11 protein-coding genes and 1 tRNA gene are annotated in these 17,336 nt (G+C 44.1%); 9 read left to right on the top strand and 3 right to left on the bottom strand.

Annotated features, from left to right (window positions below):
• Nucleotides 1-38: 38 nt before the first annotated feature.
• Nucleotides 39-473 (bottom strand): VOC family protein, encoded by a 435-nt coding sequence (locus tag ACP26M_RS10860; protein ID WP_426588742.1) that lies wholly within the window; start codon nt 471-473, stop codon nt 39-41.
• A gap of 168 nt (nt 474-641) precedes the next feature.
• Nucleotides 642-1,391 (bottom strand): NUDIX hydrolase, encoded by a 750-nt coding sequence (locus tag ACP26M_RS10855; RefSeq protein ID WP_426588740.1) that lies wholly within the window; start codon nt 1,389-1,391, stop codon nt 642-644.
• Nucleotides 1,392-1,534: 143 nt separating this feature from the next.
• Between ACP26M_RS10855 and ACP26M_RS10850 the strand changes: the two genes are divergently transcribed.
• The 6 genes from ACP26M_RS10850 (at nt 1,535) to ACP26M_RS10825 (ending at nt 6,813) form a co-directional block, all read left to right on the top strand.
• Nucleotides 1,535-3,166, top strand: coding sequence for a carboxylesterase/lipase family protein (locus tag ACP26M_RS10850; protein WP_426588738.1), 1,632 nt, complete (start codon nt 1,535-1,537; stop codon nt 3,164-3,166).
• A gap of 88 nt (nt 3,167-3,254) precedes the next feature.
• Nucleotides 3,255-3,647, top strand: coding sequence for a hypothetical protein (locus ACP26M_RS10845; protein WP_426588736.1), 393 nt, complete (start codon nt 3,255-3,257; stop codon nt 3,645-3,647).
• 102 nt (nt 3,648-3,749) lie between these two features.
• On the top strand, nt 3,750-3,935 hold the full coding sequence (locus tag ACP26M_RS10840; RefSeq protein ID WP_426588734.1) for a hypothetical protein: 186 nt from the start codon (nt 3,750-3,752) through the stop codon (nt 3,933-3,935).
• A 60-nt stretch (nt 3,936-3,995) separates the two neighbouring features.
• Nucleotides 3,996-4,520, top strand: coding sequence for a Fe-S protein assembly co-chaperone HscB (gene hscB / locus ACP26M_RS10835; protein ID WP_188831770.1), 525 nt, complete (start codon nt 3,996-3,998; stop codon nt 4,518-4,520).
• Nucleotides 4,521-4,539: 19 nt separating this feature from the next.
• Nucleotides 4,540-4,619, top strand: a tRNA-Leu gene (locus tag ACP26M_RS10830).
• 352 nt (nt 4,620-4,971) lie between these two features.
• Entirely contained in the window at nt 4,972-6,813 is a 1,842-nt protein-coding gene (locus tag ACP26M_RS10825; RefSeq protein WP_426588731.1) for an RICIN domain-containing protein, read from the top strand.
• A 54-nt stretch (nt 6,814-6,867) separates the two neighbouring features.
• Here ACP26M_RS10825 and ACP26M_RS10820 read toward each other — a convergent pair whose 3' ends face one another.
• On the bottom strand, nt 6,868-10,851 hold the full coding sequence (locus ACP26M_RS10820; protein WP_426588729.1) for a hybrid sensor histidine kinase/response regulator transcription factor: 3,984 nt from the start codon (nt 10,849-10,851) through the stop codon (nt 6,868-6,870).
• Between the two features lie 355 nt (nt 10,852-11,206).
• On the opposite strand from ACP26M_RS10820, the gene ACP26M_RS10815 reads away from it, so the two are divergent.
• Genes ACP26M_RS10815 through ACP26M_RS10805 form a run of 3 tightly spaced genes read left to right on the top strand, consistent with a single transcriptional unit; the run spans nt 11,207 to nt 17,313 of the window.
• Nucleotides 11,207-14,272, top strand: a complete 3,066-nt coding sequence (locus ACP26M_RS10815; RefSeq protein WP_426588727.1) for a SusC/RagA family TonB-linked outer membrane protein — start codon at nt 11,207-11,209, stop codon at nt 14,270-14,272.
• An 18-nt stretch (nt 14,273-14,290) separates the two neighbouring features.
• The gene (locus ACP26M_RS10810; protein WP_426588725.1) at nt 14,291-15,766 is read left to right on the top strand and encodes a RagB/SusD family nutrient uptake outer membrane protein; all 1,476 of its coding nucleotides are present in this window, start codon (nt 14,291-14,293) and stop codon (nt 15,764-15,766) included.
• 26 nt (nt 15,767-15,792) lie between these two features.
• Nucleotides 15,793-17,313, top strand: a complete 1,521-nt coding sequence (locus tag ACP26M_RS10805; protein ID WP_426588723.1) for a SusF/SusE family outer membrane protein — start codon at nt 15,793-15,795, stop codon at nt 17,311-17,313.
• Nucleotides 17,314-17,336: the final 23 nt, after the last annotated feature.

Genomic DNA, 17,336 nt, shown 5'->3' with positions numbered 1-17,336 from the left:
GGTGATTGGTTCATCCGCTCCCCTGAAAAATCAATAAATTATTTGGTGGCGTTAGGATTGTGTGTGATCATCCAGTTTATGCCAAACCTGTCGGTAAGCCAGCCAAAATAATCGCCCCAGAACTCATCATGCATAGGCGAAACAGCATTACCGCCTTCGGCTAAACCACTATACAATTTGTCTGCTTCCTCTCTTGATTCGGCACTGATGGTAAGCGAAAAGTTATTACCCATGGTTACGAATGGCATGCCTCCTTCGCCAATTGCATCTGTGCCCATCAGCATGCTGCCATTTGCAAGGGGGAGTGCAATATGCATAAGCTTATCCTGATCCTTTTCGGGCGTATTGGCAGCCGCAGGCGAATCTTTAAAGCGCATAATCATTGCAAACTCACCGCCGAATACTGACTTGTAGTGATTAAAAGCTTCTTCGGTATTACCGTTAAAATTTAAATAAGGATTGATAGCTAACATGATGTGATGTTTTTATAGATTTATAATTGTGTGATTTTATGAAAGTAAAATTAAGTCTTGTACCTTAACATAGGAGGGGGCTATCAAGACATGTTAAGGGGTTAATTGCGACATTGTTTCCTCACAAACACACACACAAATAGATCAATAAATAGAGTATTGACGGTTTTAACTATTATCCGCCGGCAGCCTGTTCGAAACAAACCTATATAGGTATGGCGCCTTATGCGCGCCACCGGTCCATTTTTTTGCCACTCGCTCCAAAATACCCAGCCCCAGCATTTTACGCTGAAAAGCAGCGCGGATCAGTTTTTTGTTAAGAATAGTTTCGTAGAGCGATTGCAGGTCGCCCATGGTAAATTCCTCGGTCATGAGGTTAAAACCTATCAGCTTTTGGTCAAGCTCGTTCTGCAGGGTTTTCAGTGCTTTATTAATAATTTGCTGATGGTCCTGCATCAGCACAGGCAGTTCATTCAGACTGTACCAGTCGCAGCTATCAGATATTTCATCGGGTGTTGGGATTGCCCTGGTAAAATCAACCAGCGCATAGTATCCTACCGAAATAAAACGCTTTAATAACCAGTGATCAGCCGGCGGGCTATAGCCACGGGCCTGCATGATGGCTTTAAGCGGCCCGGGCTCATACCGGCTGTAATTGCCAAAAACATAAAACTGTTCCAGGTATATGTTGGTTAAAGCCGTTCGGCTTTGAAGTACCCGCCGCGCCGCTTCGTTCACATCCTCATTATCATGAATAAAGCCGCCGGGAAGCGCATATAGCCCGGTATTTTTATAAGCCAGCAGCAATACTTTTAATTGGTTGTCATGAAAACCAAAAATAACTGTATCTATAGCAAGGCCTGGTAGAAAACCGTCGCCCGCGATGTTATTTTCCAGTTGGTGAAACTCTTTATTCATGTATCGTAATAAAACAAAGGCACAAGTAAATAAAAAAAATTGACAGCCATCGAAAAATAATTTATTATTGTAACAAATTGATACAATAAGGGTCGGACCTCAAAAATATCCATCAATTAAACCAGACTAACCAAATACCAGTAATGAAGAAACCAATTTTAGTAATGCTGTTGCTTGCACAAGTTGCCTCGGTAAAGGTAATGGCGCAGCTATCGGCAAACAAAACCACCGTTGAGAACGGTGCGCTTGAGGGCACTCGCGAAGCATCAAACGTATTAAGTTTTAAAGGTATTCCGTTTGCGCAGCCGCCCGTGGGCGATTTGCGCTGGAAGGAGCCTCAGCCCGCCAAAAACTGGGAGGGTACATTAAAGGCCGATCATTTTTGCCATAACCCCATGCAGAAGCCCATTTTTGGTGATATGGGTTTTCGTTCGTCAGGTATGAGCGAAGATTGTTTATACCTTAACGTATGGACACCAGCGAAATCAGCCAAAGAGAAACTGCCTGTACTGGTTTATTTTTACGGCGGGGGTTTGATGGCCGGTGATGGTTCTGAGTCGCGCTATGATGGTGAAAGCATGGCAAAAAAAGGCATTGTTGCTTTAACTGTTAATTACAGACTTGGTGTATTTGGCTTTTTTTCGCATCCCGAATTAACTAAAGAATCACCTAACCATTCGTCGGGTAACTACGGGTACCTTGATCAGCACCTGGCCTTGCTTTGGGTACAAAAAAATATAGCTGCTTTTGGCGGAGATCCCAAACGGGTTACCATTGCGGGTGAATCGGCGGGGGCTATCTCGGTATCGGTGCAAATGGCTTCACCTTTATCAAAAGACCTGATTGCAGGTGCTATCGGCGAGAGTGGCGCGGGGATCAAGCCAACACTGTTCCCTATACCATTGGCTGATGCCGAACAAAACGGCGTTAAGTTTGCCGCTAACGAGAAAGCCAACACCCTGGCTGATTTGAGGGCCATACCCGCCGAACAATTGCTGAACGATGCTTTTAAACCCGGTACGCCGCCAATGTCGGCCACTATTGATAATTACCTGTTGCCAAAATCGTTGCCTGAGATCTTTATGGCGGGCGAACAGGCTAAAGTTCCTTTGTTAGTGGGCTGGAACTCGGCCGAAGTGCCATTCCAGTTCATGATGCGCGGCGATGCGCCAACGCTTGAAAATTATACCAAAACGCTGAAACAATTATATGGCGACAGGGCAGAGGAAGCATTGAAACTATACCCGGCTGCCAATGACGGGGAAGTGATCAAAGTTGCAACGGACCTATCAAGCGACAGGTTCATTGTATACAGCACCTGGAAATGGGCCGACCTGCAGGTACAAACAGGAGGGAAGCCGGTTTACCGGTACCTGTTTTCACGGGTGCGCCCGGCCATGGTAGCTTCTATGGGGAATGCCACCCCGGGGCTTGCCGGTGGTGTGGTTAAGGGCGACGCCGCAAAACCCGCCCCGAAAATGCCACCGCCGGTGGGTGCTGCACATGCTTCAGAAATTGAATATGCCATGGGAAACCTGGCCGGGAATAAAACCTACGCCTGGACACCCGATGACTTTAAAGTATCTGAAACCATGGAAAACTACTTTGCCAACTTCATAAAAACAGCCAACCCTAACGGTGCAGGCTTGCCAAAATGGTCGGCAATTAAGGATAACAATAATGTTAAGTTCATGAATATCGATGTTAAAAGCGAGGAAATGCCGGAGGTTAACCGTGCGCGTTACCTGTTTTTGGATAAAGATTACATGAAATAAGAAATAAGATTTTTTCAGACAAATGGGCTGGCTCCTGTGAATTTGCGCATGGGCCTTTTTTGTAGATCAATATCATTACATTTATATAATGAAATTTAGCCCGGTAAAAAGCGTGTTATCCAAATGGTTGTTAACAGCCATTATAATGCTTGGCTTTTTTACTTTTTCCGGTCTTACTATCCAAACCACAAATAAGGCAGCTCTGCCCGATACAACTTTGGTTGCCGGTTTTGTAAACAGGGTCTCAAAATCATTATCATATAAAGCTGCTCTTAAAGCGGCTAAGCGGAATAATTGTTCAACTTTAATTTCCGGGGATATCAGTCTGCCCGCGTTATGCTTTTTGCATAGCCTGGAAGCCGATATGAGCATTAAGCAAACTTCGAAATTGTTTATACCAGGCAAGCTCGTTAAACGCGCTCTTTTCAACAAAGTCTTCAATCTCAATTTAGGAGATGACGATAATCCCCTTATAGGATAATCCTTCCTTACTGATTATCCAATGTGGTAATCATTTCCATTTTAATTATTTAGGGACAAACCCTAAAAGGATAATACCTGTCGTTTATTTTCTGAGATCGAAATGAAAAGACTTAAAAAGTTCATAAGGATTTGCGGGCTTATATTGTTTATGGCATTGGCCACTGCCGGGATAGGTATATTGGGTGTGGCGCCCACTTTAACTAAAGACAGAAAGCTGTTTGTTGATATGTACCCCAAAACAGAATTTGTAGAAAAAGCCGAAACCGACCAAACGCGTAGCAGATAACTTATTTTAACATGAAGTTGATTGCGGCATGAATACCTTGTTAATAGTTATCTTTGCCCTATGAACTATTTTGAATTTTACGGCATCCCTGAATCTTTTAAGGTTGACCAGGCGCTGCTTAAGAAAAAGTTTTACGAGCTGAGCAAGCTTTACCATCCCGATTTTTATGCCAATGAGGATGAAACCAGGCAGCAGGAAATCCTGGAGCTATCTACCCTAAATAACAAGGCTTACCATGCGCTTGGTGACCCGGCAAAGCGCATGGAATACATTTTAAAACTGCACGACCTCGTATCTGAAGGGTCAAAACCACAATTGCCTGCAGATTTTTTAATGGAAATGATGGATATTAATGAACGCCTTATGGAGGTTGATGATGCAACGCACCTGGCTGCCATAACCGCAGAAACACTTGCTATTGAAGGGGATATGAATGAAGAGCTGGCGAAGTTGACAAAAGACTATGAACAGTTGGACGATACCGCGAAGGAAAGCCGCCGGATAGAAATTGCAAATATTTACTATAAACAAAAATATCTGTTGCGAATTAAGGAGAGTTTATCTACATTTGCAGCCCGCTTGTAAGGAAAGACACTTACAACATGCCCAGCTGGCGGAATTGGTAGACGCGCTGGTCTCAAACACCTGTGGGAAACCGTGCCGGTTCGACTCCGGCGCTGGGTACATTTTTAGGCAAGTTGTCAATTTTATTGGCAACTTTTTTTATGGGATAAATTTTAAACCTAAACCGGCAAGAGAAAATATAGGTTTAGTTGAACAAATTCAGGCATTCTCATTCAAAGCTTGAAAGATTCTGATCATTTTTTTACCGTCGTCTGCAAAAGTTATTCTATAGAGAAGTGGTATCGGAGTTTTAGAGGGTAATCGGCTTTTTCTCGAAAATTATCTTTATTAATTGATACGGATTGATAACAAATTGATAATCAGTGATTGTTTTTTGTTGTGGTTAAAATGTTCATTTGTTAGGCACTTCCAATTGTGCCTACAAACCAATTACCAATTATTAAATCATTTAATGATGAAGAAAACAATCCTCATGATCCTGACGCTGTGCGTCATTGTTTTTTCCTGCAAAAAGAATGCGGAAATCAAATCCCACGACTTAAAAACCGATTTTAATCCCGGTAAAGCTAACAAGTCATTCTCGGTAAGCGCCACAGCCAAAGCGCCCCTTTACTGGAATCCTTATGAATACAATATTGTTCATGACAGTTATATCCCGGAAAATGAGTGGCAGGCCAATATTGATTGGGTAAATACCAATCTGAAATCATACGGTTATAATATGGTGTGTATTGATGGCTGGGGCGATGACGGATCATACAATGCCGACGGTTACCGCACCAAGCATGCCAGCCAATGGGCGCATGATTATGCCTACTGGTCAGGCTATCTCCAGCAGCGGGGCATGACGTTGGGTATGTACAATAACCCATTATGGGTTAATAAGGCCGCTGCCGACGCGGGTGTGAAAGTTAAAGGGACAACTATTCCTTTGTCCAGCCTGATCAATACCGGTGAGAATTCTACATGGTTTAATTGGGTACAGGTAAATAATCCGGGAGCCGAACAATACGTAAAAGGCTATATCCAGTATTATGCTGATATGGGTGTGAAATATCTGCGGGTTGATTTTTTATCTTGGTTTGAAACAGGTCAGGATCAAAACCTGGGCAGGGTAGGCCCCAGCCGACCTAAGGCAGATTATGAAAAAGCGCTGAACTGGATGAAGCAGGCCTGCGACTCAAATGGGATATTTTTGAGTCTGGTAATGCCGAACCTGAAAAACGAAGGTGAGCTGGAAAAAGTGTACGGTAACATGATCAGGATAAATGATGATGCGGGCTTTGATGCCGGATGGGGACGTTTTAACAGCCTGAACCGTGGTACAAGAACGGTAGACGTATGGTCGCAGTATGACAATGCTTTTGATGGATATACCTATTGGTCAAAACTGTCAGGACGGGGCAGCCTGATCCTCGATGGTGATTTTATCAGGCTTAATAAGTTTGCCAATGATGATGAAAAGAAGACTGTGATTTCTTTAAACCTGATGGCAGGGGGGCCGGTATCAGTCGCAGACCAGTATAACTCAATAGGCAGTAACTTATGGTTATATCAAAACGCCGAAATGCTTGCCCTTAATCAGGACGGCTTTGTAGGTAAACCAATTAGCAACGACCCTACTAACGTGTCAAGCCAGGTATGGAAAGGACAGATGAGCAATGGCGACTGGTTGGTAGGCCTATTCAACCGCGAGGATAACGCCCAAACGCGGAGTCTTAATTTTACGACTGATTTAGGTATAACCGGTAACGCAGCTGTGAGGGATCTGTGGCTGCACAGTAATTTAGGCTCGATGGGTATGTATTCGGCCAGCGTACCTGCGCACGGTTGCGTTATTCTGAAAATCGTGCCTGAAATAGTTTCTGGCGGAGTTTACAAGATCGTTAACCGCAATAGCAATAAGGCGCTTGATGTTTACCAACAGTCTACTGCCGATGGTGCTGTTATTCATCAATGGGATTATCTTAATGCAAACAGCCAACAGTGGAAGCTTACCGGTGCGGGCAATGGTTATTTCACCCTCACTAATATAAACAGCAATAAAAACCTGGACGTTTATCAACAAGGGACTGCCGATGACATGCAGATACACCAATGGACGGCTTCGAATGTTAACAGCCAAAAATGGACGCTTGTAAGTGTTGGATCGGGATATTACAAAATAGTAAACCTCAACAGCGGGAAGGTGCTTGATGTATACGGCGCTTCAACTGCCAACGGAGGCCTGGTTAAGCAGTTTACCTATACTGGTGGTAATAACCAGCAATGGGTTGTTACGAGGTTACAATAGACTACCTTTTTGCAGATACCGCCGGATTTTTTCCGGTGGTATCCTTTTTTATCTTTATTGATCGCATTTTAATTTGTTAACATATACAGAAGGACTGACACCAAATTGCCGCTGAAAATCACGTGAAAAATTGGTAGGCAAGCTATAACCGATCATATTGGCTACCTCATTTATTTTAAGGTCACCTCCGGCAAGCAGTTCCGCACCTTTTTTTAAACGCGAAAGGTTGATAAGCTCATTTGGCGTCATATCCGATATCCCTTTGATCTTGCGGTAAAGCGTTGGCCTGCTCATGTTCATCATGTTTGATAGCTGGTCTACGTCAAGGTCCATATCGGTAATGTTATCATAAATCACCTTATTTAGCCGGTCCAGGAAATCCTTATCGGCTTTTGAAACCGCTATGCCTTTGATATGCGTAAGTGGCGACCCCGCGAAATATTGCTTCATCATGTTGCGGTTCATCAGCAGGTTGCTCATTTGTGCCTGAAGGTGCTCAAATGCAAAAGGCTTTTCGATGTAGGCGTCTGCGCCAACTTCCAGACCTTCGATTTTTGAGTTAAGGGAGTTTTTTGCCGTAAGCAGAATAATTGGGATATGACTGTATTCAAGGTCGGTTTTAAGCTTCCGGCACAACTCGATACCATCCATCACCGGCATCATGATATCGCTGATCACCAGGTGGATATTCTCCTTTTTTAGTATTTCAATGGTTTCGGTCCCGTTATAGGCTTTAAATATACGGTAGGTAGTTGCCAGCTCACGTTGTAGGTAATTGATGATCTCCTTGTTATCCTCAACCAGCAAAACAGATGGCTTATCTTTTTCGTTTTTTTGATCGTTTACCATAAGCTCTTCGGTTGGTAAGGTAACCGATTCATCGGCCATTTCAAGGTTGATCTCTGTTTCCTGGTGGATAGGCAGCGATAGCAGGAAAATATTCTGGCTGTTCATCGAGGGCTTTAATTCAAGGGTGCCTTGGTGCAGCAAAGTTAATGAGCGGGCCAGGGGCAGGCCAATTCCGGTACCGGCCTCTTTTTCGGTTTCTTTAATACGATAAAAAGGTTCAAATATCTTTTCTTTCAACTCTTCGGGAACCAGGAAACCATCATTGCGAACTTCAATCCTAAACATTTCGTCTTCACTGCTAAAGGGCAAAAGCTTGATCGCTACGGTAGCCGAAGCGTATTTAATGGCATTATTGAACAGGTTGCCCAGTATCTTTTTCAAAGCCTCATGATCAACAAAAGCGTGCAATGTTATCCTCGGCAGTTCAAGCCTATAACTTATTTCCTTTAATTCGGCCGCAGGCTTAAAAGTGTTATATACCTCTTCAAGCAACTCGTTAATATCAGCTTTAGAAAAATTAAGGCTGAACTTGTTGGCTTCGGCTTTTCGGAAATCGAGTAGTTGATTGGTCAAGCCGATCAACCTGTTGGTATTTTTCTTTATCATGGCAAGATTCTCCATCGTTTCGGGGTGATTAATTTCGCTGCTTATCAGTTTGTCAAGGGGCATTTTTATCAGGGTGAGGGGGGTACGGATCTCATGGGCTACGTTGGTAAAAAACTCGATCTTGGCATTATAGATCTCCCGCTCGGTATTGATCTCGATAGTTTCGATACGCCGTTTATTTTTTTCGCTCACGGCCAAATGGTAGTAGCGCACAATTGTTGTTACAATACCCGCTATTACCAACAGGTAAATTGTATAAGCCCAGGAGGTAGCCCAAAGCGGCGGCATAATATGGATTGATAGCTGCACAACCCTGTTATTCCAAACCCCTTCGCTATTGGCGCCTTTTAAGTTAAAAACATAATTACCGGCGGGTAGTTTGGTATAATATATTTTGCGGTTGTTTTTAAACGTTACCCAGGTTTTATCAATACCATCCATTTTGTATGAATACTCGTTCATTTCCGGAATCACAAAGCTAAGAGAAGCTACATCCAGGCTAATATTTGAGCTGTTGTAAGGCAAGGTAATTGAGGGGGTATAAGTAATGGATCGGTTAAGTGCAGAATTAGCACTGCCAACAGTTACATCGGCGTTATTAACCTGTAAACCGGTAATATAAACCGGCGGCACATAGGGGTTCCTGACAAACTTTGAAGGATCAAAACTTACCATCCCCTTAACCGTGCCAAAATACATGGTGCCATCGGCATCACGGAATGACGAGTTATAATTGAACTGCTCCGTTGGCAAACCGTTAACCGTATGATAATTGCTGAATGTGTTATTTTCCGGATCAAACCTGGCGAGGCCTTTCGCCGTCGAAATCCATAATTTGCCATTTTTATCTTCCTGTATCCTGAATACCTGGTTATCCGGCAGACCGTTTTCGGTGGTGTAGTTTTTTATCCCGCCTGTTTTGGCATCAAACCTGCTTAAGCCGCCTTCAGTACAAAACCATTTGTTATTGCGGCTATCAATAAACAGGCCATTCACATAATCGTTTAAAATAGTGTTAGTCGCACCTGCCCGCGAACTGATATGGCCGCTTTTACCACTCGCAGTATTTAGATAGTATACGCCGCCGCCATAAGTACTTACCCATAACGTACCATCGTTTTCTTCATGAATGGATTGGATATGATCGGCAAAAAACGGCATCGCGCTAAAAGTATCGTCAGGCCGGTTATAGCTAAACAGCCCATTCCAGGTACCAACAAGCAACTCTCCCTTACGGGTTTTATAAAGAGTGACTATAAAACCGCTGCTGAACGATTTATTGTTTTGCGCCGAGCTGTAATGCTTGATGATTCGCTCTGTGTGCAGATCCATAACATCGAGCCCATGTTCATATGTGCCTATCCAAAGGCGGTCACCGTCGGCCACCAGGCCGTGGATATTGCGGTAAGCCAAGCTGCCGGGCGATTTGCCGGGCATAAAGTGCTTTACGATACCGGTTTTTAAATCTATTTTGTTTAACCCGGCGTCTTCAGTGCCAACCCACAAATTGCCAAATTGATCTTTGGTTATTTCATGCACTATATTGCCGCTAAGGCTGTTTACGCCAGGCTCGGGGAAGTACTTTTTAAAATTATTGTACTGACCGGGGTAGTAATTTACCCCGCCAAAATAAGTACCTATCCAGGTACCGCCTTCGCGATCTTTGTAAATGGCTGAAATGATATTATCGGTGATAGAATAGGGGTTGCTGTATTGTTTTTGTACAACAGTAGTCCGGTTGTTCTTTTTATCAAATATGTAAAGCCCGTTTTCTGTTCCTAACCAGTAGGTATCATCATTTTGATGAAAAATAACATGTACATGGATATCACCTGATTTATATTGGTCATTCAGCGCGTTAGCAATACTGTTGTTCCGGTAGTTGAATAAAACCACCTGGTTCATGGTGCCGATGATCAAAGCAGTATCACCAACAGTGAAAATTTCCTGAACAGTAGAAAATTTGCGCCCCTTGTTAGCGCTTGACAAATCGTATGATGCCAATTGCCTGCCTCCAGCATTGAAGTGTTTAACAAAGCCCTGATTAGTAGCCGTCCATAACGAGCCATCCTTGGCCATGCTCATCGTTACTGTGAGATCGTTTTTTTGCGGGTATGCTGTCAATATGTTGGTATGCTCATCATACAGGTATAGATTAAGGTTCGATATGATCCAGATATGATGCTGTTTATCACCGGCAATATATCTTACCTCGCCGGGTGGGATAAGTTTAAACGGCTTGAATTTTTCAGTAATCGGATCGAAAATATAGATCCCCTTATAAGTACCGACCCAAAGTTTTTCGGTACTGTCTTCATATAAGCTAAAAATAGAGTTACTTCCTATGCTGGTGCTGTCGCCTAATTTGTTGCCAAACAACCTGAACACGTTACCGTCAAATCGGTTAAGGCCATTACGGCTACCATACCACATAAAGCCTTTCTTATCCTGCAAAATGCTGGTAATGGTATTGCTGGATAAACCGTTTTGAACCTGGTAATTTTTAAAATAGTACGTTGCCTGCTGGCTGCGGGCCACAATAAAACAAAGGATCTGAAACAGGAGGATAAAAGCTTTTTTCAAAATCAAATTATAGTTCAGTAGTTATCAAGGGTACCGCATTTCTGGCTACACGATCAATAAAAGGTTAAACTGGTCATGTAAATATAGCGACATTGCTTGTTTGATATTTCCTGATTTAAACTTTGATACATTTTGAATTTAAATTGAAATGCTGTGATTGCAGCCATGGGTGGCAAAGCACTTACTTAGTGCCAGTTTAAGGCTGCCAGTATCAGCCTGAGCATAAACCAAAAAACAAAACCAATTAGTATGAAGAGAATTTTACATCACACCTTTTTTACGCTTTAAATAAGCCAGTTTAACAACCGATTAAAAAGGCCTCTAATGCCTTTAAAAATAACCTAAAATACCATTTATGAAATTTCGTTTACGAAACTTATATGTTGGCTTGTGCCCTAAAGCTTTAGCCTTCCAACTTATAGCGGCCTGTCTGCTACCCGCTTTTTCAAACGCGGCCACCAATAAAGCACCGACAGCCATAAACGCGGCACAAGCTATACCGGTAGCAGGTAAGGTTACCGATGCCGCCGGCCCAATGCCTGGTGTTGCTGTTACCGAAAAAGGTACGTCAAACGGTACACTTACCGATGCCGCGGGTAACTACAAACTTAATGTTAAAAATCGCAATGCCGTACTGGTATTCAGTTTTGTTGGGTACGTTACCCGTGAGGTAGTGCTGGCCGGTCAGGCGACACTTGATGTAGTTCTGACCGAAAATGTTAAAGCCCTCAATGAGGTAGTGGTGGTAGGTTATGGCACCCAGAAAAAGAAAGATGTTACCGGTGCTGTAACTTCGGTAAATGTAAAAGAAATTGCGGGTCAGCCGGTGCCGGATATTGGCCAGGCCATTGAAGGCCGTGCGGCAGGTGTGCAGGCGGTAACTTCCGGGGCGCCGGGCAGTAACGTTACGCTGAGGGTGCGGGGCGTTGGTACCATTAATAACAGCGACCCGCTATTGGTTATTGATGGCGTACCTACCGATGTGCCCCTCAATACCCTTAACCCCGATGATATAGCTTCGCTGGATGTGCTGAAAGACGCCTCGGCTTCGGCTATTTATGGCTCACGTGGTGCCAATGGCGTGGTGCTAATCACCACAAAAAAAGGTTCGGCAGGTGCAAGCCACCTTAATGTTAATGCCTTTGCCGGGGTACAGCAGGCAACTAACCTGGTAAAACTATTAAATGCAAGCCAATTTGCCCAACTCAATAACGAGCTGCTTGCCAATAACAATCAATCAACCAACCCTGCTTACGCCGATCCTGCTTCATTAGGGACGGGTACCAATTGGTTAAACGCCTTGTTCACCAAGGCGCCCATTCAAAATTATACGCTATCCTATTCGGGAGGGACGGAAAAATCCAACTACTATGTATCGGGTAGTATCCTTAATCAAAAAGGAATTGTAACAAGTACCGCTTACCGCAGGTATACCCTGCAATTCAACGGTAACGATAAGGTGCTTAAATGGTTGAAGTTTGGCCATAACCTTACCTTAAACCACGATGAAAAACCAAGTGGCTCTTACGATATCCGCGCTACCATGGCCGCCAATCCTGCGCAACCAGTTTACAATGCCGATGGCAGCTACTCCGGGCCGGTTGGTCAGCCGCAGTTTTATGGTGATGTGAAAAACCCTATCGCCACCGCTAAGCTGGTTCAAAATAATACCGAAGGATATAACGTATTAGGTTCTGTTTTTGCAGAGGCCACTATTATTCCCGGTTTAACTTTTAAAAGTACCGCTGGCATCCAGGCTTCGTTTTTCAACAGCCGTACCTGGTCGCCAAAATATAATTACCAGCCGATACCGCAGCCAAATTCTTACCTGGCCGAGCAGTATAATAAAAGCATTACCTACACCTGGGACAATTTCCTTACCTACGATAAATATTTTGGCGAAGACCATCACCTTACGGTTTTAGCTGGTACCGATGCACAAACCAACAGCTACCATTTTGCAGGCGGCAACGTAAGTGGTTTTGCAAGCGATGTTACCCAGCAGCTTAACAACGGAACATTGAATCCGGTACTTAATGGCGATGGCTCGGAATGGGCTTTGCTCTCGTATGTTGGCCGTGTCAATTATGCTTATAAAGACAAGTATTTGTTAACCGCTACCATCAGGCGCGATGGCTCATCACGCTTTGGCGATAATAATAAATATGGTACTTTCCCTTCGGGTTCAATAGCATGGCGTGTATCGCAGGAGCCATTCTTTAAAAAAGTTACTTTTTTTGATGACCTGAAATTGCGAGCCGGTTACGGTACTACGGGTAACCAAAATATTGGTAATTATTCTTTCGCTTCTGTACTTACATCGGCTGTTTACAATTTTAATGGTACTGTTGTGCCGGCACAGATTGCTTTAAATGCGGCTAACCCTAACCTAAGATGGGAAACGGTTAAGCAAAGCAATATCGGTTTAGATGCCACTTTCTTTAAGCAGCGTATCACGGTAAATATTGATGCCTATATCAAAAAGACTACCGGAATGCTGGTGCCGGTTAATTTGCCTATTTCAACCGGCTATTCCGGGGCTGCGCCGCCAACTAATGCCGGGGATGTAGAAAATAAGGGTATCGAATTTTCGGTTACATCCAAAAACATGACCGGTAAATTCAACTGGACTACCAGTGCCAATATCTCCTTCAACCAAAATAAGATAACCGCCCTCAGCGATAATACGTCAATTTTTGGCGGTAATATTGGCCTTAATGGCAACATCAATATCAATGCCGTTGGCCGGCCAATCAATAATTTTTATGGTTTTGTAACACAGGGTATTTTTCAAACACAGTTTGATGTAGACGCGCATGCATCGCAGCAAACCGGTGCCGATCCGTACAACCGTACCTCGCCGGGCGACATCAGGTTTAAAGACCTTAACAACGATGGAGTGATCAATGATGCCGACAGAACTTTTATCGGCAACCCGAACCCTAAATTCATCTATGCCATGAACAACACCTTCAGTTATGCGGGTTTTGACCTGAGCATATTTTTACAGGGTGTATATGGCAATACAATATTTAACGCCAATAATGTGTACCAGGAAAGCATGGCCGTTGCGCAAAATCAAACCACCAGGGTTTTAGGTAGATGGGAAGGGCCGGGCACCAGCAATACCATGCCGAGGGCTATTTATAACGACCCCAATAAAAACTCCCGCATCTCCGACCGTTTTGTGGAGGATGGCTCATACCTGCGGATAAAAACGGCCACATTAGGTTATACACTGCCGAAGGAGCTCATTAAAAAAGCAGGCTTTAATAATGCCCACCTTTACGTTACCGGGCAAAACCTGTTCACTTTTGCCAAATACACCGGTTTCGACCCTGAAGTGGGCAGCAACGGTATCGACTTCAGCGTGTACCCCGTTACGCGTACCATCAGCTTAGGTATCAATTTAACACTTTAACTTTTAATGCATTAAATAATGAAAATCAATAAATATATTATCGCTTTAGTGCTTACTACCACCTTTGTAGGTTGTAAAAAAGATTTTTTAGATAAAGCACCGCTTGATTCTGTAAACACTGCCAATTATTATAAAACAGCCGAAGACGCTGTGAATGCGGTTAATGCCGCATACCAACCCTTACAGCGCCCCAAATTGTACAATTTCAGGATCTGGACCACCGATATCATGGCCGGTAACAGTGTAACAGGTGCCGGTGGCGGCACCGACGGGATTGAAACCCAGGACGAACAAAACTTTGTAACCACATCGGCCAATGCCGGTGTGCTTGATGTTTACCGCGGACCGGCACCAGGTATTTTACAATGCAATATTGTTTTACAAAAAGTACCTGCCATTAACATGGACGAAACCCTGAAAAACCGCGTGCTTGGCGAAGCTAAATTTTTACGTGCGCTTTATTATTTCAACCTCGTTCGTTTATTTGGCGATGTACCGCTGATAACCAAACCACAGGTGGTAGGGGACGACCTGAAGGTAAAACGCGCGCCTAAAGCCGATGTTTATGCCCTCATTATCCAGGATCTTAATGATGCGATAACCGTGTTGCCTGCGGCGAGTAGCTATGGCGGGACCGATATAGGGCGTGCATCAAAAGGCGCAGCCACAGGTTTGCTGGCCAAGGTGTATTTAACTTTGGGTGATTACCAAAAAACGGTCGATCTATGTAAACAGGTAACGGCATTGGGCTATTCACTCAACGCCAGTTATGCCGATAACTTTTCTGCAACAAAAAAGAATACCGGCGAATCATTATTTGAGGTGCAATATAGCGGCGCTACCACTTATGGCTTTTTTGATGATTTTAACCAGGCATCGTGGACCAGCACCTTTACGGGGCCGCGCAATTCGGATTTTGTTGGAGGCGCTTATGGATGGGACCAACCAACGCAGGAGTTTGTAAACGATTATGAAAGCGGCGATCTGCGCAAGGATTTAACCGTATTATACCCAGGTTGCCCTGCTTTTGATGGTAAAACCTATTTGGCATCATATTCCACAACAGGCTTTAACCTACGCAAGTTCCTGGTGCCTAAATCCATTCCGCCCGATTATAATACCAGTCCGGCAGATTTCCCGGTTTTGCGTTATGCGGATGTATTACTGATGCAGGCCGAAGCCATGAACGAGCTTGGTCAGTCAGGTGCCGAAGTACCTTTAAACATGGTGCGTAACCGTGCCGGTTTGGCAAGCACCACAAGTGGTTTATCAAAAGATGCGTTCCGTACCAAAGTACTGCATGAGCGCCGCATGGAACTTGCATTTGAGGGCCAGCGCTGGTTTGATCTGATCAGGGTTAACAATGGGCAATACGGACTGGATTTCCTGCATTCGATAGGGAAGGTGAACACCACGGCTAAGTTCCTGCTGTTTCCTATACCGCAGCAGGAAATAGATGCTAATCCAAATCTTACACAAAATCCGGGTTATTAATTTATCACAACACAGGTCATCAAAAAATGAAAGCTTTAAATTTTAATGGTGTTTATACACCTGGATCAAAATATATAAAACCCACATGGTTAGGGCTAATGATGTTATCCTTCATGTCCCTCTTTACTTTTTCATGTAAAAAGGATGTAATAACAGCTAAGGTAACGTCAACTCCTGTATTGGCGGCTTCATCCAATTCGGTGGTGCTTACGCGGGATAATGCCGCGAAGCCTGCCCTCACTTTAACCTGGTCGGCAGCTAACGTACAGGGTATGCAGGGTTCGGTAACCTACTTTTTGCAGTGGGATATAAAAGGGAACAACTTTGCCAACGAGGCTACTGTTAAATTAGGAAAAGACACGCTAACCAAAGCCTATACACAGGAGGCGCTGAACGATATGTTTATTACGCTGCCTGTGGCTACGGCTACTACGGTGGAAATGCGTTTGGTTACAGCTACGTCGGATGGTTCGGTATCACCGTTTAACTCTAACGTTGTTGCGCTTACTGTAACTACCTATTCAAAAACGATCCCGCCTCCTTACAGCCAGTTATGGATGGTAGGCGATGCAGCACCCAAAGGCTGGGATATCAGCAATGCCACACCTATGGTTCAGGATGGTAATGATCCGTACCTGTTCACCTATACAGGAGTATTGGTTGCCGGTGAATTTAAGATTGCTACTGTTAAGGATTTTGGCGGCGCGTTTTATCGTCCGCTGGCCAATCACCCTGCACTTACCGAAACTACGGTGCAGGTAAGTAGTGGCGATCCGGATAACAAATGGCAAATAGGTGCCGCACAAGCTGGTAATTATAAAATTACGCTTAACCTGCACACCAACAGCATCAGTATTGTCAATACTGATCCGCCAAAGGCCCCCTTTAGCCAGTTATGGTTATTGGGCGATGCTACATCAGGCGGCTGGAGTATAGACGCTGTAACTCCATTAATTGTCGACGCGAACGATCCATTCATATTTACCTGGACGGGCCTGCTTACTACTGGCGATTTTAAAATAGCTACAGCCAAAGATTTTAACGCGCCGTTTTACAGGCCTACCACTAACGCGCCTGATCTGTCGGCTACCGCAGTACAGCTCAATGCCGGCGATCCGGATAACAAATGGCACATTACTACAGGCAGCACTTATAAAATAACCCTGAATTTGCATACAAAGAGTATCAGTATCGTCAATACGGTTGTTGCTACTCCGCCTTATACTGCCTTATGGATCATCGGCGATGCCTCGCCCGGCGGCTGGAGTTTGGATGCTGCTACACCAATGGTAAAAAGCGCTACCGATCCTTTTGTATTCAGCTGGACCGGGCCGCTGGTTGCCGGGGAATTCAAAATAGGTACGGCCAAGGATTTTGGCGCAAAATTTTATCGCCCGGTAACTGATCATCCCGCGCTATCTGCAACAACTGTTCAGCTAAGTGCCGGCGATCCGGATAATAAATGGATAGTTACGGCCTCAGCCGCCGGCAACTATAAAATAACGCTCAATATGAAAGACTTGAGCGTGGCTATTGTAAAACAATAATCAATTGAAAACAGGAAATAAAA

Origin of the sequence: Mucilaginibacter sp. R-33 (assembly GCF_049949235.1) — a bacterium.
In the GTDB taxonomy this organism is placed as follows: domain Bacteria; phylum Bacteroidota; class Bacteroidia; order Sphingobacteriales; family Sphingobacteriaceae; genus Mucilaginibacter.
The sequence above is the reverse complement of the archived record's forward strand: the minus strand, read 5'-3'. Positions and strand labels throughout refer to the sequence as shown.

Excerpts from the sequence above, each read along its gene's own strand:
- ACP26M_RS10860 (WP_426588742.1), bottom strand. The coding sequence starts at position 473 with ATGTTAGCTATCAATCCTTATTTAAATTTTAACGGTAATACCGAAGAA.
- ACP26M_RS10855 (WP_426588740.1), bottom strand. The coding sequence starts at position 1,391 with ATGAATAAAGAGTTTCACCAACTGGAAAATAACATCGCGGGCGACGGT.
- ACP26M_RS10850 (WP_426588738.1), top strand. The coding sequence starts at position 1,535 with ATGAAGAAACCAATTTTAGTAATGCTGTTGCTTGCACAAGTTGCCTCG.
- ACP26M_RS10845 (WP_426588736.1), top strand. The coding sequence starts at position 3,255 with ATGAAATTTAGCCCGGTAAAAAGCGTGTTATCCAAATGGTTGTTAACA.
- ACP26M_RS10840 (WP_426588734.1), top strand. The coding sequence starts at position 3,750 with ATGAAAAGACTTAAAAAGTTCATAAGGATTTGCGGGCTTATATTGTTT.
- hscB (WP_188831770.1), top strand. The coding sequence starts at position 3,996 with ATGAACTATTTTGAATTTTACGGCATCCCTGAATCTTTTAAGGTTGAC.
- ACP26M_RS10825 (WP_426588731.1), top strand. The coding sequence starts at position 4,972 with ATGATGAAGAAAACAATCCTCATGATCCTGACGCTGTGCGTCATTGTT.
- ACP26M_RS10815 (WP_426588727.1), top strand. The coding sequence starts at position 11,207 with ATGAAATTTCGTTTACGAAACTTATATGTTGGCTTGTGCCCTAAAGCT.
- ACP26M_RS10810 (WP_426588725.1), top strand. The coding sequence starts at position 14,291 with ATGAAAATCAATAAATATATTATCGCTTTAGTGCTTACTACCACCTTT.
- ACP26M_RS10805 (WP_426588723.1), top strand. The coding sequence starts at position 15,793 with ATGAAAGCTTTAAATTTTAATGGTGTTTATACACCTGGATCAAAATAT.